At 72.4% G+C, this 23,443-nt stretch carries 21 protein-coding genes; 16 read left to right on the forward strand and 5 right to left on the reverse strand.

Annotation, left to right across the window (positions count from 1 at the left end):
- Positions 1 to 217 precede the first annotated feature (217 nt).
- From JR064_RS00510 to JR064_RS00520, 3 genes are all read right to left on the reverse strand, one after another.
- The gene (locus JR064_RS00510; RefSeq protein ID WP_206228461.1) at positions 218 to 745 is read right to left on the reverse strand and encodes a GNAT family N-acetyltransferase; all 528 of its coding nucleotides are present in this window, start codon (positions 743 to 745) and stop codon (positions 218 to 220) included.
- On the reverse strand, positions 742 to 2,367 hold the full coding sequence (locus JR064_RS00515) for an FMN-binding glutamate synthase family protein (protein ID WP_206228462.1): 1,626 nt from the start codon (positions 2,365 to 2,367) through the stop codon (positions 742 to 744). Before JR064_RS00515 ends, JR064_RS00510 begins: the two co-directional genes overlap by 4 nt.
- Before the next feature lie 126 nt (positions 2,368 to 2,493).
- Positions 2,494 to 3,786, reverse strand: a complete 1,293-nt coding sequence (locus tag JR064_RS00520; protein WP_206228463.1) for a nucleotide sugar dehydrogenase — start codon at positions 3,784 to 3,786, stop codon at positions 2,494 to 2,496.
- A 315-nt stretch (positions 3,787 to 4,101) separates the two neighbouring features.
- Between JR064_RS00520 and JR064_RS00525 the strand changes: the two genes are divergently transcribed.
- Entirely contained in the window at positions 4,102 to 4,425 is a 324-nt protein-coding gene (locus tag JR064_RS00525) for a transposase (protein ID WP_179564115.1), read from the forward strand.
- A 16-nt stretch (positions 4,426 to 4,441) separates the two neighbouring features.
- Positions 4,442 to 4,618 carry a hypothetical protein gene (locus tag JR064_RS00530; protein WP_206228464.1) on the forward strand — a complete coding sequence of 59 codons (177 nt, stop codon included), beginning with the start codon at positions 4,442 to 4,444 and terminating at the stop codon, positions 4,616 to 4,618.
- Between the two features lie 134 nt (positions 4,619 to 4,752).
- Here the strand turns inward: JR064_RS00530 and JR064_RS00535 are convergent, their stop codons facing one another.
- Positions 4,753 to 5,733, reverse strand: coding sequence for a LacI family DNA-binding transcriptional regulator (locus tag JR064_RS00535; RefSeq protein ID WP_179564111.1), 981 nt, complete (start codon positions 5,731 to 5,733; stop codon positions 4,753 to 4,755).
- A 158-nt stretch (positions 5,734 to 5,891) separates the two neighbouring features.
- Here JR064_RS00535 and ptsP point away from each other — a divergent pair, with 158 nt between their 5' ends.
- The 4 genes from ptsP to JR064_RS00555 all read left to right on the forward strand — a co-directional run bounded on the left by ptsP (position 5,892) and on the right by JR064_RS00555 (position 12,544).
- On the forward strand, positions 5,892 to 8,411 hold the full coding sequence (ptsP, locus tag JR064_RS00540) for a phosphoenolpyruvate--protein phosphotransferase (RefSeq protein WP_206228465.1): 2,520 nt from the start codon (positions 5,892 to 5,894) through the stop codon (positions 8,409 to 8,411).
- Positions 8,408 to 9,361 (forward strand): 1-phosphofructokinase family hexose kinase, encoded by a 954-nt coding sequence (locus tag JR064_RS00545; protein WP_206228466.1) that lies wholly within the window; start codon positions 8,408 to 8,410, stop codon positions 9,359 to 9,361. Before ptsP ends, JR064_RS00545 begins: the two co-directional genes overlap by 4 nt.
- A gap of 97 nt (positions 9,362 to 9,458) precedes the next feature.
- Positions 9,459 to 11,186: a PTS fructose transporter subunit IIC gene (locus tag JR064_RS00550; protein WP_206228467.1), complete on the forward strand. Its 1,728-nt coding sequence runs from the start codon at positions 9,459 to 9,461 to the stop codon at positions 11,184 to 11,186.
- A gap of 92 nt (positions 11,187 to 11,278) precedes the next feature.
- Complete coding sequence (locus JR064_RS00555; protein ID WP_206228468.1) at positions 11,279 to 12,544, forward strand: carbohydrate porin; 1,266 nt, start codon at positions 11,279 to 11,281, stop codon at positions 12,542 to 12,544.
- A 597-nt stretch (positions 12,545 to 13,141) separates the two neighbouring features.
- Here the strand turns inward: JR064_RS00555 and JR064_RS00560 are convergent.
- Complete coding sequence (locus JR064_RS00560; RefSeq protein ID WP_206228469.1) at positions 13,142 to 13,807, reverse strand: hypothetical protein; 666 nt, start codon at positions 13,805 to 13,807, stop codon at positions 13,142 to 13,144.
- 285 nt (positions 13,808 to 14,092) lie between these two features.
- Between JR064_RS00560 and JR064_RS00565 the strand changes: the two genes are divergently transcribed.
- From JR064_RS00565 to JR064_RS00610, 10 genes are all read left to right on the forward strand, one after another.
- Positions 14,093 to 14,806, forward strand: coding sequence for a response regulator (locus JR064_RS00565; protein WP_179564099.1), 714 nt, complete (start codon positions 14,093 to 14,095; stop codon positions 14,804 to 14,806).
- A gap of 8 nt (positions 14,807 to 14,814) precedes the next feature.
- Positions 14,815 to 16,233 (forward strand): sensor histidine kinase N-terminal domain-containing protein, encoded by a 1,419-nt coding sequence (locus tag JR064_RS00570; protein WP_179564097.1) that lies wholly within the window; start codon positions 14,815 to 14,817, stop codon positions 16,231 to 16,233.
- On the forward strand, positions 16,230 to 17,684 hold the full coding sequence (locus tag JR064_RS00575) for an efflux transporter outer membrane subunit (RefSeq protein ID WP_206228470.1): 1,455 nt from the start codon (positions 16,230 to 16,232) through the stop codon (positions 17,682 to 17,684). The genes JR064_RS00570 and JR064_RS00575 overlap by 4 nt, the downstream gene beginning before the upstream one ends.
- Positions 17,684 to 18,817, forward strand: a complete 1,134-nt coding sequence (locus JR064_RS00580) for an ABC transporter permease (RefSeq protein ID WP_206228471.1) — start codon at positions 17,684 to 17,686, stop codon at positions 18,815 to 18,817. The genes JR064_RS00575 and JR064_RS00580 overlap by 1 nt, the downstream gene beginning before the upstream one ends.
- Positions 18,814 to 19,587 (forward strand): ABC transporter ATP-binding protein, encoded by a 774-nt coding sequence (locus tag JR064_RS00585; protein WP_206228472.1) that lies wholly within the window; start codon positions 18,814 to 18,816, stop codon positions 19,585 to 19,587. Before JR064_RS00580 ends, JR064_RS00585 begins: the two co-directional genes overlap by 4 nt.
- On the forward strand, positions 19,584 to 20,489 hold the full coding sequence (locus tag JR064_RS00590) for an efflux RND transporter periplasmic adaptor subunit (protein ID WP_206228473.1): 906 nt from the start codon (positions 19,584 to 19,586) through the stop codon (positions 20,487 to 20,489). The genes JR064_RS00585 and JR064_RS00590 overlap by 4 nt, the downstream gene beginning before the upstream one ends.
- A gap of 67 nt (positions 20,490 to 20,556) precedes the next feature.
- Positions 20,557 to 21,384 (forward strand): alpha/beta hydrolase, encoded by an 828-nt coding sequence (locus tag JR064_RS00595; RefSeq protein ID WP_191826468.1) that lies wholly within the window; start codon positions 20,557 to 20,559, stop codon positions 21,382 to 21,384.
- Positions 21,384 to 21,746, forward strand: a complete 363-nt coding sequence (locus JR064_RS00600) for an EamA family transporter (RefSeq protein ID WP_009593961.1) — start codon at positions 21,384 to 21,386, stop codon at positions 21,744 to 21,746. The genes JR064_RS00595 and JR064_RS00600 overlap by 1 nt, the downstream gene beginning before the upstream one ends.
- Positions 21,743 to 22,141: a DMT family transporter gene (locus tag JR064_RS00605; RefSeq protein ID WP_179564085.1), complete on the forward strand. Its 399-nt coding sequence runs from the start codon at positions 21,743 to 21,745 to the stop codon at positions 22,139 to 22,141. The genes JR064_RS00600 and JR064_RS00605 overlap by 4 nt, the downstream gene beginning before the upstream one ends.
- The gene (locus JR064_RS00610) at positions 22,131 to 23,336 is read left to right on the forward strand and encodes a DegT/DnrJ/EryC1/StrS family aminotransferase (RefSeq protein WP_191826467.1); all 1,206 of its coding nucleotides are present in this window, start codon (positions 22,131 to 22,133) and stop codon (positions 23,334 to 23,336) included. The genes JR064_RS00605 and JR064_RS00610 overlap by 11 nt, the downstream gene beginning before the upstream one ends.
- The last annotated feature ends 107 nt before the right edge of the window (positions 23,337 to 23,443 follow it).

Here is a 23,443-nt window from a genome sequence, read left to right on the forward strand (position 1 = left end):
CAAGCGGGATGGGGAGCCGGTCACGATAACTGGCCGCGGGCGACGATGGCAGTCGCACGATCGCGGTTGGCGACGTGCACCACGCATTCGGCGCGCAGCGCGGGTGTCGCGGCAGGTGGCGTGCTGCGGCGCAAGTAGTGCCTGCGCAGCGGGGTCGCCGGGGCGTCACGCCCCCGGCCGGCCGCCGCGCAGCTCCAGGCAGCCGCCGCAGGCGCTGCTAGACGGCGGCTTGCGGCGTGCCTGCCTGCGCCTGTGCGGGGTGCTTTTCCATGTACACGCAGGCCAGCGCGATGCCGCTGGGATGCGCATAGCTGCCCTGCTGCAGCGCCGCGTAGCCCTGGGCCCGATAGAACGCGACCGCGTTGAGTGCGGCGGCCAGGTGGATGCGCGCGCCGGGCACCAGTTTGGCTTCGAGCGCCTGCAGCAGGCGTCGCCCCAGTCCGCCGCCGCGCACGTCGGGATCGACGAACAGACCGTCGATCTCGCTGTCGGCCAGATCGGCCACGCCGAAGCCGAGCAGGCGACCGCCGGCGTCCTCGGCGAGCACCGCGCCGCCGCTGGCGATCAGCTGCGGATACGTCGCCGGTGCCGGTGCCGACGCCCAGGCCGCGATGACCTCGGGCGGATAGTGCGTGCTGCACACCTGGCGCACGCAGCGGGTGCGCAGCGCCCACATCGCGGCGATGTCGGCGTGCCGCGCCGCGCGCAAGGCGACGGCGTCCGACGGAGGCGCGGCGGCACTCATCGCGACTTGCTGTCGCGCAGGCTGCGGATCCGCGCCGGCGGCTGGAACGAATCGCTGCGCGCATCGGCCCAGTACTCCTGGAACACCGCGTGGTCGGGCACGCCGTCGCGCAGCAGTTCGCCCGGGTCCAGATAGCGGTACAGCGAGGCCAGCGAACGGATCTCGACCTGCGAGATGCGCCGCAGGATGTGCTCCGGCCCCAGTTGCGACGGATCCGCCAGGCCGGCGGCGCTGAGCAGTTCGCGCAGCGCGCGCAGGGTGTTGGCGTGGTAGTGCTCCACCCGCACCGCCTTGTCGGTGGGATCCAGGTGCTTCCAGCGGCGCTGGTCCTGGGTGGCGATGCCGGTCGGGCAGCGGTCGCTGTGGCAGCTCAGCGACTGGATGCAGCCCAGCGCGAACATGAAGCCGCGCCCGGCGTTGCACCAGTCCGCGCCCAGCGCCAGGGTGCGCGCGATGTCGAACGCGCTGGTGATCTTGCCGGCCGCGCCGAGCTTGATCCGGTCGCGGATGTCCAGCCCGACCAGGGTGTTGTGCACCAGCAGCAGCGCCTCGTGCATCGGCACGCCGACATGGTCGATGAACTCGGCCGGCGCCGCGCCGGTGCCGCCCTCGGCGCCGTCGATGACGATGAAATCCGGGTACAGCCCGCTTTCCTGCATCGCCTTGGCGATCGCGAACCACTCCCACGGATGCCCGATCGCCAGCTTGAAGCCGCTCGGCTTGCCGCCGGACAACTCACGCAGCCGGGCCACGAATTGCAGCAGCTGCAGCGGCGTGGAGAACGCCGAATGCCGCGACGGCGACACGCAGTCCTGGCCCATCGCCACGCCGCGGGTAGCGGCGATCTCGGCGCTGACCTTGGCCGCCGGCAGCACCCCGCCGTGGCCGGGCTTGGCGCCCTGCGACAGCTTGACCTCGATCATCTTCACCTGCGCCAGCGTGGCATTGGCGACGAAGCGCTCCTCGCTGAAGCGCCCGTCCGCATCGCGACAGCCGAAGTAGCCCGAGCCGATCTCCCACACCAGGTCGCCGCCGCATTCGCGGTGATATGGCGAGATCGAGCCTTCGCCGGTGTCGTGGTAGAAGCCGCCGCGGCGCGCGCCCTCGTTGAGCGCGCGGATGGCGTTGGCCGACAGCGCGCCGAAGCTCATCGCCGAGATGTTGAACACGCTGGCCGAGTACGGCTGCGCGCAGCCGGCGCCGATGGTGACGCGGAAATCGTGATGGGCGATCTCGCTGGTCGCCAGCGAGTGGTTGATCCACTCGTAGTCGGTGGCGTAGGCGCTGCGCAGGGTGCCGAACGGCACCACGTCCATGACGTTCTTGGCGCGCTGGTAGACCAGGGCGCGCTGCTGGCGCGAGAACGGCGCCTCCTCGATGTCGCTCTGCAGGAAATACTGGCGCATCTCCGGGCCGACCGATTCCAGCCCATAGCGGAAATGCGCCAGGATCGGATAGTTGCGGCGCAGCGTGCTGCGCGTCTGCAGCAGGTCCCAGGTGCCCAGCAGGGCCAGGACCGCGAAGGCGGCCACGCCCCAGCCCCACAGCGGCCAGATCGCACACAGGGCGATGGACAGCGCCAGCAGCACGCAGCTGGCGACATAGGCTAGGTAGCGGTGCATCGCGTTCCTCGCGAGATTCGGAAGGCAGCGAGTGTAGGCGGTGCAGGCCGGCAATGGCGCTGGCGCAGCCTACCGCCCGCTTGGGCGGCGTACAGCTTGGCGGTGTACAGCGTGCGGCGCTTTCGGCTACAGCCGGTCGTCCACCGCCTCGCGCGGCCACACCGACTTGACGTCGTAGACCACCAGGTTCGGCGTGCCCAGCGCGCGGATCCGCGCGGCATCGAAGCCGCGGTATTCGTCGTGCGCCACCGCCAGCACCACCGCGTCGTAGCGGCCGGCGACCGGCGCCGGCAGCAGTTCCACCCCGCCATGTTCGCGCGCCAGCTGCGGCTCGGCCCACGGGTCGCAGGCATCGACCCGCGCGCCGCTGGCGGCCAGCGCCTGCACCAGCTCCAGCGCGCGGCTGTTGCGCAGGTCCGGGCAGTTCTCCTTGAAGGTGACGCCGAGCACCAGGATCGTGGCCGCGGCCATGGCCACGCCCTTGTCCGCCAGCAGCGCCTGCACCCGCGCGGCGACGTGCGCGCCGACCCGGTTGTTGACCTGTCGCGCGGTGTGGATCAGGTCCGGGTGGTAGCCCATGCTCTCGGACTTGTGCAGCAGGTAGTACGGATCCACGCCGATGCAGTGGCCGCCGACCAGCCCGGGGCGGAACGGCAGGAAGTTCCATTTGGTGCCGGCCGCTTCCAGCACGTCCTGGGTATCGATGCCGAGGCGGTCGAAGATCAGCGCCAGCTCGTTGACCAGGGCGATGTTGACGTCGCGCTGGATGTTCTCCACCACCTTCGCCGCCTCGGCCACGCGGATCGACGGCGCGCGCCAGGTGCCGGCGCCGATGATGCTCGCGTACAGCGCATCGACCGCCTCGGCGGCCGCGGCGCTGGAGCCGGAGGTGATCTTGCGGATGTCGGCCAGGCGCCGCTGGCGGTCGCCCGGGTTGACCCGCTCCGGGCTGTAGCCGCAGTGGAAGTCCTCGTTGAAACGCAGGCCCGAGCCTTGTTCCAGCAACGGCACGCACACCTCTTCGGTGGTGCCCGGATACACCGTGGACTCGTAGATCACCAGGTCGCCGCGCTTGAGCACGCCGGCGAGCAGTTCGCTGGCCTGGCGCAACGGCTGCAGGTCGGGCTGCTCGTAGGCGTCGATCGGGGTCGGCACGGTGACGATGTAGACGTTGCGGTCGCGCAGCGCGGCGGCATCGTCGCTGTAGCGCAGGTGCACGCCGGCACGCAGTTCGTCCGGTTCCATTTCCAGGGTCTGGTCGTGGCCATCGCGCAGCTGCGCCACGCGCTGCGCGTCGATGTCGTAGCCGAGCGTGTCGTAGCGCGCGCCGAACGCCACCGCCAGCGGCAGGCCGACATAACCCAGGCCGATGACGGCGATGCGCAGTTGCGCGGGATCGAACACGATATCGACGGGCATGCCGTTCCTTTCAGGGGCGCCGCGGCGGCGGCGTGCGCCGTCGATGCGGGTGATCGCGGAAATGCGGATGTCCGCGGCGCGGACCCACGGCCATGGTAAGCGGCACGGCGGCACGCTCCAAGCGGGCACTGCCTTCACGCACGACGTGCCTATCATTGGCCCATCGCACACACCGTCTCGCCAGCCTGTCGCGGTTCTTGCCACGGCCGCGACGCCGATGTGACCTGGCGTTTACGCCTTACGCCCTAGTCTGGCCAAGCGCCTCCGCGCAGTTCCCAGAACAACCCCCTCATTACTACTACAGGAGATCCTGCCGTGAGCCACGCTCCGTGCCTGCTCGTGGATGTCGAAGCCGAACTGGCGCATTGGAAGGTGCTGCACGGGGAAGGCAAGCTGGGGCCGCAGTCCTTCAGCGAGCATGCGCGTCTGATCAAGATGGCCTGCGATGTGTTTCTGCAGCTGCCGCGCGAGTCCAACGAGGTGCGCATGCAGCGCCTGCGCCAGCGCTACGACGCCGAACATCCGTGGCCGCGCATCGCCTGGAACGATGCCGAAGCCTTCGTGCTGGCCTGCTGGGCCAGGCTCGACGGTTCCGAGCGGCGCGATACCCAGCCAGATCCTGCCCCTGTCCCCGCCTGACCCTGGAGGCACGCCCATGTCCAACCCACCCAATCGCGAGAACGCGGACAGTCCGCAGCAGCGCGGCCACACGCCCGACAAGCTGCGCAACGACGCGGCGCAGTGGAAGGACCGCGACCAGCCGGACAGCGACCCCAAACGCGACCACGCCGATCCGGAGCGCGACTACCCGAGGCCGGACGGCAGCGAGTAGGCAGATACACAGCCGGCGTTACAGCGCCGGCGATTCCAGACTCACGCACCGGGCATCGCGCTGCGGCGCGCTCACCGACGCTCGCGCCACCGCGCCAGCGTCCGTCCCTCGGCGCGCCCTGCGACGCCACGCCCTCAGCGCAGGCTGGACCCGCGCACGATGCAGCGCCCGCTCAGCACCACCTTGCGCATCGGCAGGGTCGGCGCATTCAGCCGCTCCAGCAGCAATGACATCGCGGTGCGGCCCATGTCCTCCACCGGCTGTTCGATCACGGTGATGCCCGGCTCGACCAGGTCGGTCCAGCTCTCGTTGTCGAAGCCGGCCAGCGCCAGGTCCTGCGGAATGCGCAGGCCGGCGCCGCGCGCCGCCTTCAGCGCGCCCATCAGCAACAGGCTGTTGCTGGCCACCAGCGCCTCCGGGCGCTCGGGTTGCGCCAGCCACGCCTGCACCTCGGCGGTCGCCGCCTCCGCGCTAGGCGCCACCTCGCGGTAGCTCGGCGCCAGGCCGTGCGCCTGCATCGCCGCCAGATAGCCGTCGCGGCGCTCGGCGGCGGTGCTGCTGGTCTTGCCGAACAGCCCGCCGATGCGCCGCAAGCCGCGCTCGGCCAGGTGCTCGATCAAGCTCGCCATCGCCGCGGCATTGTCCAGCACCACGCTGTCGTGCACGCCGGCCTTGCCGGCACGGTCGAGCAGCACCACCGGATAGTCGAAGTTCAACTTCGGCAACTGGCTCTGGGTGGTGCGGGTCGGCGCGAAGATCAGGCCACTGACCCGTTCTTCCTGCATCAGCTGCAGGTACAGCGCCTCGCGCTGCGGATCCTCGTCGGTGTTGCACAGGATCACCCGCATCCCGGCGCGGTAGGCCACCTCCTCGACCGCGCCGATCGCCGCGGTGAAGAACGGGTTGCGGATGTCGGCCACGATCAGCCCGACGATCCCCGAATGCTGCGAACGCAGCCGCCGCGCCATCAGGTTCGGCCGGTAGCCGGTCTCGCGCACCGCCGCCTCGACCCGCGCCCGCACATCCTCGCTGACCGGGCCCTGGCCCAGCGCCCGCGATACGGTCGAAGTCGAGACCCCGGCCACCCGCGCCACGTCATGGATGCTGACTGTCACTGGCAACGTTCCCGCAAAATTCCCACTGCAACCCCCTTCCAAGTGGCCAAATTCGATAGTAGCACCGGGTTTTCCCGAATAAATTGTGCAGTGCACATTGACGCGACAGTGGGAACGTTCCCACACTGCACCCACTCGCCGCCCCAGACCCTCGAAGGATGCCCCGCGTGACCCAGACGAATCCCCCCGTATTGGTCGCCAGCGAACTGGTCCGCGTCAACGTCCAGGTCCGCGACAAGGCCGACGCCATCGCCCAGGCTGCGCAGCTGCTGGTCGCCGCCGGTTGCGTGCCGCCCGCCTACGCGGCCAGCATGCTGCGCCGCGAAGCCCTGGCCAACACCTTCCTCGGCCACGGCGTGGCGATCCCGCACTGCACCGGCGAGGACCGCCACCTGGTCCAGCGCGACGGTATCGCGGTGCTGCAGATCCGCGACGGCGTGGAGTGGAATCCGGGCCAGACCACCCATCTTGTGGTCGCCATCGCCGCACAGTCCGATACCCACATCACCTTGCTGCGGCGCCTGACCCGGCTGATCCAGGACCAGCCGCGGCTGGACGCGCTGTTCGCGAGCGACGACCCGCAGGCGATCGTCGACGCGCTGAGCCAGGACCCGGCCGTCGCGGCGAGCGACGCCCCGGTCGCCGACCTCGGCGAGCGCTTCGAATGGACCGTCGCCTACCCCACCGGCCTGCATGCGCGCCCCGCGACGCGCTGGGTGGAGACCGCGCGCGGTTTCGCCGCCAGGATCCAGGTGCGCGCCGGCGAGCAGACCGGCGATGCCAAGAACCTGGTGTCGCTGCTGCAGCTGGGCCTGCATGCCGGCGACACGGTGACCATCTCGGCCGAAGGCCAGGACGCCGCCGCCGCGCTGGCGCGGCTGCGCAGCGTCATCGACGGCCTCACCGCACAGGAGAAAGCCGACGCGCAGGCCGCGGCGCAGCGCCGTGCCGCCCCGGTCAGCGGCTGGACCCCGCCGCAGGCGCAACCGGCCATCGTCGGCATCGGCGCCAGCCCCGGCCTGGCGATCGGCGTGGTGCACAAGCTGGCCGGCAACGACGGCCCGGTGCCGGACGCGCCGGTGCCGCTCAGCGACGGCGGCGCGCTGCTGCACGACGCCTTGCTGCGCACCCGCCAGCAACTGCAGGCGATCGAGGACGACACCCGGCGCCGGCTCGGCGCCGGCGATGCGGCGATCTTCCGCGCCCAGGCCGAACTGCTCAACGACACCGACCTGATCACCCTGGCCTGCCAGCTGATGGTCGAAGGCCACGGCGTGGCCTGGTCCTGGCAGCAGGCGGTCGAGCGCATGGCCAACAAGCTGTCGGCGCTGGGCAATGCGGTGCTGGCCGGACGCGCCAGCGACCTGCGCGACGTCGGCCGCCGGGTGCTGACCCAGATCGACCCGAGCCTGGCCAGCGGCAGTCTGGAGCACCTGCCCGACAGTCCGTGCATCCTGCTCGCCAGCGACCTGTCGCCGTCGGACACCGCGCACCTGGACACCAGCCGCGTGCTCGGCCTGGCCACCGCGCTGGGCGGGCCGACCTCGCATACCGCGATCCTGTCGCGCACCCTGGGCCTGCCGGCGCTGGTCGCCGGCGGCGCCGACCTGCTCGACCTGGACGACGGCGCCACCGTCATCGTCGACGGCAGCAGCGGCCGCCTGTACCTGGCGCCGTCGGAGGCCGACCTGGCCTCGGCCCGCGCCTACATCGAGGAACAGCGCCAGCTGCGCGAGCGCGAGGCCGAGCAGCGCAACCAGCCGGCGCAGACCCAGGACGGCCACCGCGTGGAGATCGGCGCCAACGTCAACCTGCCCGAGCAGGTGCCGATGGCGCTGGCGCAGGGCGCCGAGAGCGTCGGCCTGATGCGCACCGAATTCCTGTTCCTGGAGCGCGGCAGCACGCCGAGCGAGGACGAGCAGTACGACACCTACATGGCGATGGCCAAGGCGCTGGACGGGCGTTCGCTGATCGTGCGCGCGCTGGACATCGGCGGCGACAAGCAGGTCGCGCACCTGAACCTGCCGCGCGAGGACAACCCGTTCCTCGGCGTGCGCGGCGCGCGCCTGCTGCTGCGCCGCGCCGACCTGCTGCAACCGCAGCTGCGCGCGCTGTACCGCGCGGCCAGGGACGGCGCCAAGCTGGCGATCATGTTCCCGATGATCACCTCGGCGGCGGAGATCGTCGCGCTGCGCGCCGCGTGCGAACGCCTGCGCGCCGAGCTGGACGCGCCGGAAGTGCCGCTGGGGATCATGATCGAAGTGCCGGCGGCGGCGATCCAGGCCGACGCGCTGGCGCGGCATGCCGACTTCTTCTCGATCGGCACCAACGACCTGACCCAATACACGCTGGCGATCGACCGGCAGAACCCGGACCTGGCCGCCGAGGCCGACAGCCTGCACCCGGCGGTGCTGCGCCTGATCCGCACCACCGTCGAAGGCGCCGCGCGCCACGGGCGCTGGGTCGGCGTGTGCGGCGGCCTGGCCGGCGATGCGTTCGGCGCGGCGCTGCTGACCGGGCTGGGCGTGCACGAACTGTCGATGACCCCGAACGACGTGCCGGCGGTGAAGGCGCGCCTGCGCGGCAGCCGCCTGGATGCGCTGCAGGCGCTGGCGCAGCGGGCGCTGGACTGCGAAAGCGCGGCCGACGTGCGCGCGCTGGACGGAGCCGGCGCATGAGCGTGCAGGCCGTCAGCGTCAGCCTGAACCCGGCGATCGACCTGACCGTGGCGATCGAGCGGCTGCAGCCCGGCCAGGTGCATCGCGCCAGCAGCGCGCACGCCATCGCCGGCGGCAAGGGCATCAATGTCGCCGCCTGCCTGGCCGACGCCGGCGTCGCCACGGCCGCGCTCGGCGTGCTCGGTGCCGGCAACGCGCACCTGTTCGAGACCCTGTTCGCCGCGCGCGGCATCGACGACCGCTGCCTGCGCGTGCCCGGCGACACCCGCACCAACCTCAAGCTGGTCGCCGCCGACAGCGGCGACACCACCGACATCAACCTGCCCGGACTGCCGCTGGGCGCGGCCGAGCTGCACGCGGTCGGCGCGCGCCTGGCCCCGCTGCTGCGTCCAGGCCTGCCGGTGGTGCTGACCGGCAGCCTGCCGGCCGGCCTGGCCGACGACAGCTGGCGCGTGCTGCAGGCGCAGGCCGCCGCCGCCGGCGCGCGGGTGCTGCTGGACACCAGCGGCGCGCCGCTGCGCGAAGCGCTGGCCGCACCGCGCGCGCAGCTGCCGTTCGCGATCAAGCCAAACCGCCACGAACTGGAGGACTGGGCCGGCACGCCGTTGCGCGCGACCGCCGAATTGCTGGCGGCCACCCGCGCACTGCTGGCCAGCGGCATCGAACTGGTGGTGGTGTCGCTGGGCACCGACGGCGCGCTGTTCGTGCGCGGCGAGCAGGCGCTGCTGGCACGCCCGCCGCAGCTGGCCGGCGGCAGCAGCGTCGGCGCCGGCGATGCGATGGTCGCCGGCCTGGTCGCGGCGCTGCTCGCCGACGCCGACCTGGCGACCTGCGCGCGCCAGGCCACCGCCTTCGCCGTGGCCACGCTCGGCAGCGGCGCCGCGCGCCGGCTGCCGCGCGACCAGGTCGACGGCATCGCCGCCGCGGTCCGCATCGAGTCGCTGCAATGAACCCCACGTCGAACCCCAAGTGTTCGAACCGCATGTCATCGAACCGCACGCCGCCGCCATCGCGCGCGGCGTCCCCCTGCGTCCATCGGGAGCAAGCATGAATCCTATCTTCGTGGTGATCGTCGCCGGCGAACGCAGCACCGAAGCCGTCCTCGCCGCCGAAGCCTTGCGCCATGCGGCCAGCGCACGCGGTGCGGTGGTGCACGCCGAGGTGCGCACGCCGCAGGGCGTGATCGCGCCGCTGGACCTGGCCGCGGCCGGCAGCGGCTATCCGCTGCTGCTGGTCGGCGACGGCGATGCCGATGCGGCGCGCTTCGCCGGCGCCGCGCCGCTGCGCGCCAGCCTGGATGCGGTGCTCGACGATGCCGGCGGCGTGCTCGCGCCGCTGCTGGCCGCGGCCGCGGCCGCGCCGGCGACGACCGCCAGCGCGGCCACGCAGACGGATGGCCCCAAGCGCATCGTCGCCGTGACCTCCTGCCCCACCGGCATCGCCCACACCTTCATGGCCGCCGAGGGCCTGCAGCAGGCGGCCAAGACCCTGGGCCACCAGATCCGGGTCGAGACGCAAGGCTCGGTCGGCGCCCAGGACACGCTCAGCGACGCCGAAATCGCCGACGCCGACCTGGTGCTGATCGCCGCCGACCGCGAAGTGGACCTGTCCCGCTTCGGCGGCAAGCGCCTGTTCAAGAGCGGCACCAAGCCGGCGATCAACGACGGCCCCGGGCTGATCCGCAAGGCGCTGGCCGAGGCCGGCGTGCATGCGGCCAGCGGCAACGGCGCCGCAACCGCGAGCAGCGAACGCGGCAAATCGGCCGGTCCGTACAAGCACCTGATGACCGGCGTGTCGTTCATGCTGCCGTTCGTCACCGCCGGCGGCCTGCTGATCGCGCTGGCGTTCGCGCTGGGCGGCATCTACGTTTTCGACGATGCACACAAAGGCACGCTGGGCTGGTCACTGTTCCAGATCGGCAAAAATGCAGGTTTCCTGCTTATCGTGCCAGCCCTGGCTGGCTACATCGCCTATTCCATCGCCGACCGCCCCGGCATCGCCCCCGGCATGATCGGCGGCATGGTCGCGGCCAACCTCGGCGCGGGCTTCCTCGGCGGCATCTTCGCCGGCTTCATCGCCGGCTACGGCGTGGCCGCGCTGAACCGCGTGATCAAGCTGCCGCGCACGCTGGAAGGGCTGAAGCCGATGCTACTGCTCCCGGTGTTGGGCACCTTGCTAGTGGGACTGGCAATGATGTACGTGGTCGGCCAGCCGGTCGCCGAGGCGCTGGCCTGGCTCACCGACTGGTTGCGCGGCATGCAGGGCAGCAGCGCGGTGTTGCTGGGCCTGCTGCTGGGCGCGATGATGGCCTTCGACATGGGCGGGCCGGTCAACAAGGCCGCCTATGCGTTCTCCACCGGCCTATTGGCCAGCCAGGTATACACGCCGATGGCCGCGGCGATGGTCGCCGGCATGACCCCGCCGCTGGGCATCGCACTGGCCACCTGGGTGTTCCGCAACCGCTTCACCCGTGAGGAGCGCGACACCAGCGCCGCCACCAGCGTGCTCGGCCTGGCCTTCGTCACCGAGGGTGCGATTCCGTATGCGGCGCGCGACCCGCTGCGCACCATCCCGGCGCTGATGCTGGGTTCGGCGCTGGCCGGCGCGATCTCGATGGCTGCCGGCGCCGAACTCCAGGCGCCGCACGGCGGCATCTTCGTGCTGCCGATCCCGCACGTGGTGACCCATCTGGGCATGTACCTGATCGCGTTGCTCGCCGGCACCGTGCTGACCGCGCTGGCGCTGCGCGTGCTGAAGAAGCCGGTCGCCGAATAAGTCCTGCGCCGACGCGCTGCCGGGGGCGATGTCCCCTCCCCCGTCGCCCACGGCGGCGCGCCGGCCTCCATCACACCCCAGGAGTCTCTGCCATGTCCCTCCCCCTCACCCGGCGCCTGTCGCTCACCGCCCTGGCGCTCGCGCTCGCCCCGCTGGCCCACGCCCAGGACGCCAGCGACGCGTTCAAGCTCAAGCTCGCCTACACCGGCGAGGCCGCGGTCTCGCTGGACGGCGGCAAGGAACAGGGCAGCGCCTACGCCGGCCAGCTGATGCTCGGCACCGACGTCGACCTGCAGCGGCTGATGGGCTGGAACGGCGCCACGCTGAAGGTCTACGCGATCAACCGCCACGGCACCAACCTGGCCAACAGCGACATCGGCAACAGCACCTCGGTGCAGGAAATCTACGGCGGCCAGGGTACGCGCCTGGCCAACTTCACCATCGCGCAGAAGCTGTTCGACGACCGCCTGGAACTGGAGGCCGGACGCAGCGTGGCCAACATCCATTTCCTCGGCTCGGACCTGTGCGGCTACTTCCAGGGCAACTCGGCCTGCGGCAATCCGACCTTCGTGTTCCGCACCAGCAACTTCACCTACTGGCCGGTGTCCAGCTGGGCCGCGCACGCCAAGGCCTGGGTGACCCCGACCGTGTACGTGCACGTCGGCGCCTACGAGGTCAATCCGACCCAGGCCGAGGACGGCGAGCACGGCCTGAACTGGAGCACACGCGACCGCACCGGGGTGATCGTGCCCTACGCGATCGGCTACAAGACCGAGGCGGCCAGCGTGCGCTTCCCGGCGATGTACGAACTGGGCGGCTGGCAGGACAACTCCGACTACACCGACCCGCTGACCGACCGCAACGGCAACCCGGCGCGGCTCAGCGGGCTGGACTACGCCACCCGCAACGGCCACTCCGGCGCGTTCTTCCGCTTCGAACAGCAGGTCACCCGCCCCGACGCCGACAGCGCGCGCGGGCTGGTGCTGTTCGGCTCGGTGCTCAAGGGCACCTCCGGGCAGCTGATCGAAGACCACTTCCTGGAGCTGGGCCTGGTCCAGCGCGGCACCTTCGCCAGCCGCGAGCAGGACAACATCGCCTTCGTCGTCACCCAGCAGCGCTACAGCGACGACGCGCTGGAAGACCTGCGCCTGGCGCGCGCCGCGGCCGGCGGCAGCGGCACCCCGCACAGCTCGCAGTACATGATGGAACTGAGCTACGGCATCCAGGTCACCCCGCAGCTGCGCATCGCGCCGAACCTGCACTACATCGTGCATCCGGACCAGTTCAACGACCCGTCGCGGACCCGCGACCTGCCGAATGCGCTGGTCGCCGGCATGCGCGTGGATTGGGCGTTGTAGAGCCGGGATTGGGGATTGGGGATTCGTCGCGCCTGCGGATGCTGATGGCGGCATTTGCAGGCGGCAGCGTTTCCGCAGGGCTCGGCAGCGGATCGCCGCGATGCCGAGCGGCAGGATCGAAGCGACCGCGCTAGCGGCGATCCTGCCTGGTTGACGAAGCAGCGGTCCGGCGGATCTCGCGAGGTCGAGGACGGTCCGGGAACGGATGCACCGACAGTCCGCAGCAGCGTTCAGGCGACGCCGATTTCTGCATCGGCGCCACGGGAACGTCACCGCTCGGCCGGTATTCCGCGCAGGCGCGCGGCCAAGCAACATGCACCCAAACGCACGACGCCCCGGCATGCCGGGGCGTCGTGCGTTCCGTCCGTGTCACTCCGCTCGCATGCACGCGCGCCGGTCCGTCGGCGCATGCGGGAACGAAATCAGGTGGCCGGCGAATCGAGATCCGTTCGATTCCGTGCAAGCGCGCATCCCTGGCGCGGGAGCGATGACGTTGCCGACAGACACAGCATGCCTGTGGCCACGTGCCGGCGCGATCGGTCGATGCCGTGTCGTGCCGTCAGAATTTCCCGACACGGGCCGACAATCGAGGGCGGGCTAAGGACTCCGATCCGCCGCAAGCTGCCGCGCGCACAGTCCTTGCGGCTGCCAGGCCTGGGTCAAGGTCGTCGCTGGCCGGTCGGCGTCGTGGAGGATGAGCGCAAAGCCTTGCCGTGGCACCGTGCCGATCGCCATCAGCAGCATCGGCGGTCCGGCCTCGATCGTCAGGCTGTTGCCGGGTCCGCGCCCGACCTGGACGCCGGCCGGCGTCTCCAGGCAGGTGTCGCCGCTGACCGCGAAGAAGGCCTCCGGCCCGGAATGGACGTGCAACGGCGCCGTCGTCCCCGGAAGGAAGATCGAGCGCAGATAGTCGGCCGCATAGGTCGACGCCGGCGCCACCGCGAGCGGACCGACCGTGGACACGTGCTCGCCGCCCTCTGAATGCCATGCGGCCTGCGCAAGGGTGAATAGCCAGACCGATCCGAACGCCTCCACCACCACGCTGGTCGGGGCGGCGGCAGCGTCTGCGGACGCCTTCGACGCAAAGCGATCGAGATGCCAGAACACCGCCCCGGCAGGCAACGCCGGCAGCGGCTTGCGCGCCAGCAGGCACGCCGGCCCCGCCTCCTCCACTGCCCCGCATTGCCGTGTGGTCGCCTGCGCGACCGCCGCGGGGGGACACGCCGCCGCAACTGCAAACAGACAGAAAAGCATCCCGCGCATTGCCAATCCCCTGGCCGCGAAACAGATCGGAAGCTTGCGCGCTTGTGGGCCCGGTTTCAACGCGTGCGCGCATCGACGCGCGGCGGCTTGCGCAACGGCAGGCGCCGCCGCAGGAGGACCACGGCCGTGGCCGGGCCGCCCGCTGGCCGCACCGGCTCGGCGCCGGCCGCGCCGCAGTTGCCGCGCAACGGTCACCGTCGCTACATAAACGGATCCCATCGTAATCGCCTCGCCACCGCCGATTACGACGGTTTTCCAACATCCGCGTTGCAAGCATCTCGCGCCATGCGCATCCTGGTTGCCGAAGACGATACGTCCATTGCCGTTGCGTTGCGCGACTCGCTCGCCGAGTGCGGGCACGTGGTGGACCACGTCAACGACGGCGCCGCCGCCGAGCGCGCGCTCAGCGCCGAGTCCTACCACCTGCTGGTGCTGGACCTGGGCCTGCCGCGGCGCGACGGCCTGCAGGTGCTGCAGCGCGTGCGCGAACGCCGCGACGAGGTCGCGGTGCTGGTGGTGACCGCGCGCGACGGCGTGGAAGACCGCATCCGCGCCCTCGACCAGGGCGCCGACGACTACCTGATCAAGCCGTTCGAACTGTCCGAGTTCCTGGCCCGCACCCGCGCCCTGCTGCGCCGGCGCAGCAGCGGCGGCATCCCCGAGCTGGCCCTGGGCCAGCTGCGGATCAACCTGGCCGGGCGCCGGGTATGGCTGCAGGACGAGCCGCTGGAACTGACCGCGCGCGAGTTCGCGCTGCTGGAAACGCTGCTGATGCGCAGCGGGCGCGTGGTCAGCCGCGGCCAGCTCACCGACGCGCTGTGCGACTGGCAGCACGAGATCACCGACAACGGTCTGGACATCTCCATGCACCGCCTGCGCCGCAAGCTGCACGGCTCCGGTGTCGGCATCCGCACCATCCGCGGCCTGGGCTATCTGCTGGAAGAATCCCGCACCGCGGACGCCGACGCCGACACCGCCCACGACCCGCACGCGTCGTGAGCGCGGCCGTGGCAGCCGCGACGGCGGGCGCAGTCCCCGCCCATCCCAGCCTGCGCCGGCGCCTGCTGGCGTTCCTGCTGATCCCGACCCTGCTGCTGATGCTGGTGGTCTCGGCGCTGTTCTACCTGCTGATGCTCAAGTACTCCAACCACGTCCACGACATGGACCTGAAGGAGGACACGCTGGGCCTGGCCAAGGCGGTCAACGACGCCGGCGCGCGCCTGCCGCTGCCGCTGCAGGCGCGGCGCCTGCTCGAATACAGCAGCGACGGCCGGGTGTTCTTCGAGGTGCGCAGCCGCGACCACGGCGTAATCAGCAACAGCGCGCAACCGATCCCGGCGCACGCCGCGCCGGCCGCGCTCGGCCGGGTGGTGCTGCGCGACGAACGCATGGCCGACGGCACCCCGGTGCGCGTGGCCAGCCTGATCGTGCCGTCGGCCTGGGAGGCCAACGACCGGCTGACGATCTCGGTGGCCGAGACCCTGGACGACCGCCACCGCCGCGCGCGCGAGATCCTGATGCTGATGCTGCCGACCGAACTGCTGCTGACCTGCTCGCTGCTGGCGCTGGTCTGGCATGGGGTGCGCGTGGGCCTGCGCCTGCTGCAACCGGCGGTGCGCCGGCTCGACGACAGCCAGCGCGACCTGAGCCCGGTGTCCGGCCCCGACATCCCGATCGAGGTGCTGCCGCTGACCCAGGCCATCGACGGCCTGCTGGGCCGGCTCAAGCAGCTGATGGCCTTGCAGGAGCGCTTCGTCGCCGACGCCGCGCACCAGTTGCGCACGCCGCTGGCCGGACTGAGCATGCACGTGCAGCGCGCCCAGGCCAGCACCCGCCCGCAGGACACCGCGCAGGCGCTGCAGCACATCCGCCAGCTGACCGACCGCGCGATCCGCAGCTCCACCCAATTGCTGGCGCTGACCCGCGCCCAGGCGCCGCGCGAGAGCATCCGCCCGCTGCTGCCGCTGGACCTGGCCGCGTGGCTGCCGCAGGCGCTGGCCGAGCGCATTCCCGACGCGCTGCAGGCCGGAGTCGATCTGGGCTACGACGACGACGATGCCGACAACGGGCCGGCCTGGGTCGCCGCCGACGCCTGGTCGCTGCGCGAACTGCTCGACAACCTGCTCGACAACGCCTTCAGGCATGCCGCCGGCGGCATGGTCACGGTGAGCCTGCGCCGGCAGTCGCGACACCTGCAGCTGGCGGTCGACGATGCCGGCCCGGGCGTGGACGAGGCCTTGCTGCCGCGCCTGGGCGAACGCTTCTTCCGTGCCCCGGATGCGCCCGAAGGCGGCACCGGCCTGGGCCTGGCGATCGTCGCCAGCATCGCCGCACGCCACCACGCCGCCCTGCGCTACCAGCGCTCGGCGCTGGGCGGCCTGCGCGTGGAGCTGGACCTGCCGGCCAGCGCGGCGACGCCCGCATGAGCCGGCGCCGCGCATCCCGGCTGACCGGCCTTGCCGTGCTGAGCGCCGCGGCGCTGGCCGGCTGCGTCAGCACCCCGCTGCCGGAGCTGACGCAGCCGCTGCCGTCGCAGTGGACATCGCTGCCGGCCACGGCCACTCCACGACCGCCCGGCAGCGCGTGGTGGCAGGACTTCCACGACCCGCAACTCGATGCGCTGGTCGCGCAGGCGCTGCGCGACGATCTCGACGTGGCCCAGGCCCTGGCCAGGCTGCGTGCGGCGCGGCGCATGGATGGCGTGGCAACGGCAAGTCTGAAGCCGCAGTTGCATGCGCGCACCGAAGAACCGATCGACCCCGACGCCAGCGCCTCGTTCCTGGTCGCCGGCTTCGACGCGGAATGGGAACTGCCGCTGTTCGGGCGCGGCGAAGCCGCCCGCCGCATGAGCCGCGGCGACCTGCAGGCCGCGCAGGCCAGCCTGGAGCAGGTCCGCACCGCCACCGTCGCCGACGTGGCGCGCAACTGGATCGAACTGCGCCACGCGCAACAGGCCGAACAGCTGCTGCAACGCATCGCCGACGCCCGCCAGCGGCAGGCGACGTTGAGCGCCTCCCTGGTCCAGCTGCGCCTGGCGCCGCCGGCCGCCGCCGCCCAGGCGCAGGCCGCGCAACTGCAGGCGCAAGCCGCGCTGGGCGAACCGCGCACCGCCAGCGCCGCCGCCGCGCAACGGCTGGCGGTGCTGCTGGCGCGCAGCGCACCGGACCCGGCGTGGAGCGCCGCCGACGCGGCAGCCGCCGCCCCGGACGCGACGGCGTCGGGCCTGCAGATCGGCGCGATCGACGCGGTGCCCGCGGACCTGCTGCGGCGGCGCCCGGACATCGCCGCGCGCGAGGCCGAGGTGCTGCGCGCGGCCGGCGAACTGGGCATCGCCCGTGCCGACCGCTACCCCAGCATCGGCCTGGGCGGCGCCATCCACTGGTCCACCAACCTGCTCTCGCACCGCCGCACCGCCACCCCGCACGAGATCGCCTCGCTGGGTCCGCTGATCGACATCCCGCTGTTCGACTGGGGCCTGCGCCAGGCCACGGCGCAGGCCCGCGGCGAGCTGCTGCAGGCGGCGACGCTGGCCTACCGCCAATGCGTGCTGGATGCGGTGGCCGAAGTGCAGAACGCGCTGACCGCGCTGGAACAGCAGCGCCAGCGCGTGCTGGCGCAGCAGCAGGCGCTGCAGGCGCTGCAGCAGGCCGCCGACGCGGCGCAGGCGCGGCGCAGGCTGGGCCTGGGCAGCGATCTGGACGTGGCCACCCAGCAGGCCGCGCGCGACCAGACCGCGCTGGAGCTGCTCGAGGCGCAGCGCCAGCGCGACCTCGACTACATCGCGCTGCAGACCGCGCTGGGCAGCGCGCAAACGCAGGCCAGCGCCACTGCCACCGCTACCGTCAGCGACGCGGGCAGCGCAGGCGCAACGCCCTGATGGTCGCGCTGGCCCGCCAGACCCTGCGCCACGAATGGCGCCGCTTCCTGCCGGTGGTGGTCTCGGTCGGTTTCGCCAGCCTGTTGCTGCTGCTGCAGACCGCGCTGGTGCTGGGCATCTTCGGCAGCGCCAGCGTCTACGTGTCCGGCTCCGACGCCGACCTGTGGCTGGGCTATCCGGGCACGCAGAGCGTGGACCAGGGCCGCCCGATCGATCCGGATGCGGCTACAGCGCTGTACCTGGACCCGCGCGTGGTCCAGGTCGAGCCGTTCGTCTGGTTCGACGGCGACTGGCGCGGCCCCGACGACACCGGCGCGGTGTCGATCTACGTCTCCGGCATCGACACCCGCACCGACGGGCTGATGTTCGCGCGGCTGCTGAGCCCCGCCCTGCGCGCGGCGCTGCGCGAACCGGACACGGTGGTGGTGGACCGCGCCGAACTGGACAAGCTCGGCGTCGGCATCGGCCGCAGCGCGCGCATCAACGGCCACCGGGTGCGGGTGATCGGGGTCGGCCGCGGCCTGCGCGCGCTGGGCGGGGTCAACGTGCTGGCCTCGCTGGAAACCGCACGCGCCCTGAACACCGATGCCGTGCACCCGGACTGGCCGACCTACATGGTCGCGCGGCTGCGGCCCGGCAGCGACGCCGCGGCGGTGGCGCGCAGCCTCGCCGGCAACGCCGCGCCGGCGCGCATCGAGGCCTGGAGCGCGGTGCAGTTCGCCCGGCGCAGCATCCTGTTCTGGATGTTCGATACCGGCGCCGGCTCCGGCGTGCTGTTCCTCGGCGGCATCGTGCTGCTGGTCGGCGTGGCGATCACCAGCCAGACCCTGCTGGCCACGGTGCTCGGCGCGGCGCGCGAGTACGCCACGCTCAACGCGCTGGGCGTGAGCATGCGCGCGCTGCGCTGGGTGGTGCTGGAGCAGGCGGCCTGGGTCGGCGCGCTCGGCCTGCTCGGCGCCAGCGCGCTCGGCGCCGCGCTGGTGGCGCTGGCGCGTGCGCACGACGTGCCGGTGGCGTTCGATGGCAACGGCTGGGCCGCGTGCGTGGTCGCGGTGATGTTGCTGACCGTGCTCTCGGCGCTGGCCGCGCTGCGCGGACTGCGCCGCGCCGACCCGGCGCTGCTGCTGCGATGAACCAGGCCGCCGCCCCCGCCGACGCCGCGCTGCTGCCGCACGCCGCCACGCTGCACGGCAGCGCCCTGTGCAAGAGCTTCGTCTCCGGCAAGCTGCGCACCGAGGTGCTGCGCGACGTGAGCCTGCAGGTGTGGCCCGGCGAACTGACCCTGATCTCCGGACCGTCGGGCTGCGGCAAGAGCACCCTGCTGTCGATCCTCAGCGGCCTGCAGCGCGCCGACAGCGGCCGGGTGCAGGCGCTGGGCGAGAACCTCGGCGCGCTCGACGCGACCGCGCTGGAGCGCTTCCGCCTGCGCCATACCGGCTTCATCTTCCAGGGCTTCAACCTGTTCCCGGCGCTGAGCGCGCTGGACCAGGTGCGGCTGCCGCTGCAGTACATGGGCCTGGCCGCCGCCGAGGTGCGCGCACGCGCCGAAGCGGCGCTGGCCGAGGTCGGCATCGCCCATCGCCAGCACCTGCGCCCGGCCGAGCTGTCCGGCGGCGAGAAGCAGCGCGTGGCGATCGCGCGCGCACTGGCCAAGCACCCGGCGCTGCTGTTCGCCGACGAACCGACCAGCGCGCTGGACGCCGGCAACGGCCAGATCGTGATCGACCTGCTGCACCGCATCGCCCGCAGCCACAACACCATGGTGCTGTGCGTCAGCCACGATCCGCGGCTGATCCGCCATGCCGACCGCGTGCTGTCGATGGAAGACGGCCGCATCCTCGACGACCGCCGCCTGGCGCCGCCGCCCCCGCCCCTCTCTTCGTCCCGGATGTCCGCACCATGAAAGCGTTCCTCGCCGCTCCCCTGCTGGGCCTGCTGCTGGCCGCCTGCGCGCGGCCGCCACAGGCGGCGCCCGTGCCCAGCGCGGCGCCGGCCTACCTGGCGGTGGCGCGCGGGCGCATCGACGTGGAAGGCGGCCTGCTGCGACTGAGCCTGCCGGTCGCCGCGACCCTGCAGCGGGTGGCGGTGCACGAAGGCGACGCGGTGCGCCGTGGCACGCTGCTGATCCAGGCCGACGACCGCGCCGCGGCGCTGGACCTGGACATCGCGCAGACCCGCGCGCAGGCGGCCAGCGCGCACGTGAGCCAGCTGCAGCAGCGGCTGGCGCACGCGCAGCAGCGCCAGCGACGGCTGGCCGAAGCGGCGCGGATCGGCGCCGGCGACGGCCAGAGCGCGGACGATGCCGGCGACGCCAGCCAGACCCTGGCCGACGCGCTGCAGGCCGCGCGCAGCGACGCCGCGCTGGCTGCCGAACAGGTGCATCAGGCGCAACTGCAGCGCGACCAGTACCGCCTGTCCGCGCCGGCCGACGGCCGCGTGCTGCAACTGGCCGCCGCGGTCGGCGCGCGCAGCGACGGCGGCGCCACGCCGCTGCTGACCCTGCTGCCGGACGCGCCGCGCCTGGTCCGCGCCGAATTGAACGAAAGCTACGCCGCCGCGGTGAGCCCCGGCATGCAGGCCGAGGTGATCAGCGACGACGGCCGCCAGACCGCATTGGGTACCGCGGTGGTGCGCTGGCTGGCGCCGGCGTTCGGCCCGGCGCAACTGCACGACGACGCCGATGGCGCCAGCGCCGGCAACGACCGCAGCGTGGCCTGCGTGCTGGCGTTCCGGCAGCCGTCGGCGCTACGCCTGGGCCAGCGCGTGCTGGTGCGCTTCCGCAACCCGGCCGCCGCGCAACGCTGACGAAAGGCTGCTGAAACGCCTGTCCGCCACGCTGCGCGCGTTCCTTCGCTGCCGACGCTGTGCCGCCATGATCCAATCCGCCGAATTCCACTTCCAGGGCGGCCGCCACGGCGTGCTGCTGCTCCACGGCCTGACCGGCACGCCCAGCGAGATGCGCCTGCTCGGCAAGAGCCTGCACCGCGAAGGCTTCAGCGTGCATGGCGTGCAGCTGGCCGGACATTGCGGCAACGAGGACGACCTGATCGCCACCGGCTGGCGCGACTGGAGCGCCAGCGTCGAGCAGGCCGCGGCGCAGATGCGCCCGCAGGTGGACAAGCTGTTCGTGGCCGGCCTGTCGATGGGCGCGCTGCTGGCGTTGCAACTGGCCGAAGAACGGCCGGAGTGGGTCGACGGCGTCGGCGTGCTCGGCGCCACCTTCCGCTACGACGGCTGGAACATCCCGCGGCGCGCGCGGCTGGCGTTCCTGCTGCCGTGGTTCAAGCGCCTGGGCATCGGCCGCCGCCGCATGTTCCTGGAAGAACCGCCGTACGGCCTGCGCGACGAGCGCATCCGCGCGCAGATCAGCGGCGCGATGCTCGGCGGCGACAGCAGCGCCGCCGGTCTGCCCGGCAATCCGTGGCACGCGCTGGCCGAGATGCACCTGCTGTCGCGGCGGGTGCGCCGCAACCTGGCCAAGGTGACCGCGCCGTGCCTGGTCGCGCATGCGGCCGAGGACGACATCGCGCATCTGCGCAACGCGCAGCTGGTGGTCGCCGGTGTGTCCGGACCGGTGGAACTGCTGTTGCTGCACGACAGCTACCACATGATCACCCTGGACCGCGAACGCCGCGTGCTCGGCGCGCGGCTGGCGCAGTTCTTCGCCGCCCAGGCCGGCGCGCCGCGCCAGGCCGCCTGATGGCGCTGCAGGCGCCCGTGGTCGGCGTGTGGCTGGCGACGGTGGCGCTGGACACGGTCGGCCAGCTGGCCTTCAAGCACGTCGCCAGCGATCCGCTGGCGAGCGGCGCGGCACGCTGGCGGCGCATGGCGCGGCAACCGTGGCTGTGGCTGGGCATGGCCTGCTACGCGTTCGAATTCCTGGCCTGGACCGCGTTCCTGTCGCTGGTGCCGCTGGGCCGCGGCGTGCTGCTCGGCTCGATCAACATCGTGGCGATCATGCTCGCCGGGCGCTGGCTGTTCGGCGAGCGGCTGGGACGCATGCAGGTGGCCGGAATCTGCCTGGTCAGCGCCGGCGTGGCCGTCGTCGGGCTGGGCACATGAGCCGCCCGCCGCTGCACCGCTACGCCGTGGGCTTCGCCCTGCTGCTGGGCTTCGACACCCTGGCCCAGTTCGGTTTCAAGCTGGGCGGCGCGCATGCGTTCCCGCCACAGGCCGAGTGGGCCTGGGTGCTGCGCCTGCTCGCCAGTCCCTGGCTGTACGCCGCACTGCTGGGCTATGTCGGCGCGTTCTTCACCTGGATGAAACTGCTCGAACACGCGCCGATCGGCCCGGCGTTCGCCGCCTCGCACCTGGAGGTGGTCAGCGTGCTGCTGCTGTCGGCGTGGTGGTTCGGCGAACCGATCGGCGCATTGCAGGCGCTCGGCGCGGCGCTGATCGTGGCCGGCATCGTCTGCCTCGCGCTCGGCGAGCGCGCCGCGCCGGCCGATGCGCACTGAGGTTCCGCCCACCGCCGGCCTGCCGCTGCGCTGGCGCGACCTGTGGCCGGCGCGCACGCCGCAGCGGCTGGCCGCGCAGCTCGGCTTCCCCGATGCCGTGCTCACCTGCTCGGGCACCGCCGCGCTGGTCGTCGCGCTGCGCACCCTGGCCGCCGGCAGCCGCCGCCGGCAGGTGCTGGTGGCCGCCTACACCTGTCCGCTGGTGGCGCTGGCGGTGGCCCACTGCGGCCTGCAGCTGGTGCTGTGCGATCTGCTGCCCGATGCGATCGAACCCGACCCGGCGCAGCTCGCGCAGCGCTGCGGCAGCGACACCCTGGCGATCGTCGCCACCCACCTGGGCGGGCGCCTGACCGACCTGGAACCGCTGCGCCAGGCCGCCGCGGCCTGCGGCGCGATGCTGATCGAAGACGCCGCGCAGGCGCTGGGCGGCGTGCACGCCGACGGCCGGCCGGCCGGCCTGGGCGGCGACATCGGCTTCTGCAGCCTGGCGGTGGGCAAGGGCCCGACCCTGTACGAAGGCGGCCTGCTGATGTCGCCGCACGCGTCATTGCGGCGCAGCCTGGCCGCGATGGCGGCGCGCCTGGGCCAGCGCGACTGGCGCTGGGAACTGCAGCGCAGCCTGCAGTTGCTCGGCTACGCCGCGCTGTACCGGCCGCACGCCTTGCGCTGGGCCTACGGCGCGCCGCTGCGTCGCGCCTTGCGTCGCGGCGACCGCGTGGCCGCGGCCGGCGACCATTTCGATGCGGCGATCCCACAACACGCGGTCGGCGCCTGGCGCGAAGCGGTCGGCGTGCGCGCCAGCGCGCGCTGGCCGGCGTTCCTGGCGCAGGCGCGCGACCAGGGCCGGCGCCGCAGCGCCCGCCTGGCCTCTCTGCCCGGGCTGCGCGTCGTCGCCGACAGCGCCGGCGCGCAAGGCAGCTGGCCGGCGCTGCTGGTGCTGCTGCCGGACGCGGCCGCGCGCGAACGCGCGCTGGCGCAGCTGTGGCCGCGCGGACTCGGCGTCGGCCTGCTGTTCGTGCACGCCCTGCCCGACTACGCCTATCTGCGCGACATCGTCGATCCCGCACCGATGCCCAACGCGCGCGACTTCGCCGCGCGCTGCCTGAGCATCAGCAACAGCCCGTGGCTGGACGAAGAGGGTTTCGAGGCGATCGTCACGGTGCTGCGGCAGGTGTGTGCCGAGCGGCTGGGCTGATCCCGCAACACCATCGCACCCTGCACAATCCTGTAGGAGCGGCTTCAGCCGCGACAGGATCCATCGGTAACGCGGGTCGCGGCTGAAGCCGCTCCTGCACGGGCATG

The sequence above is a fragment of the Xanthomonas bonasiae genome (assembly GCF_017163705.1).
GTDB lineage: Bacteria > Pseudomonadota > Gammaproteobacteria > Xanthomonadales > Xanthomonadaceae > Xanthomonas_A > Xanthomonas_A bonasiae.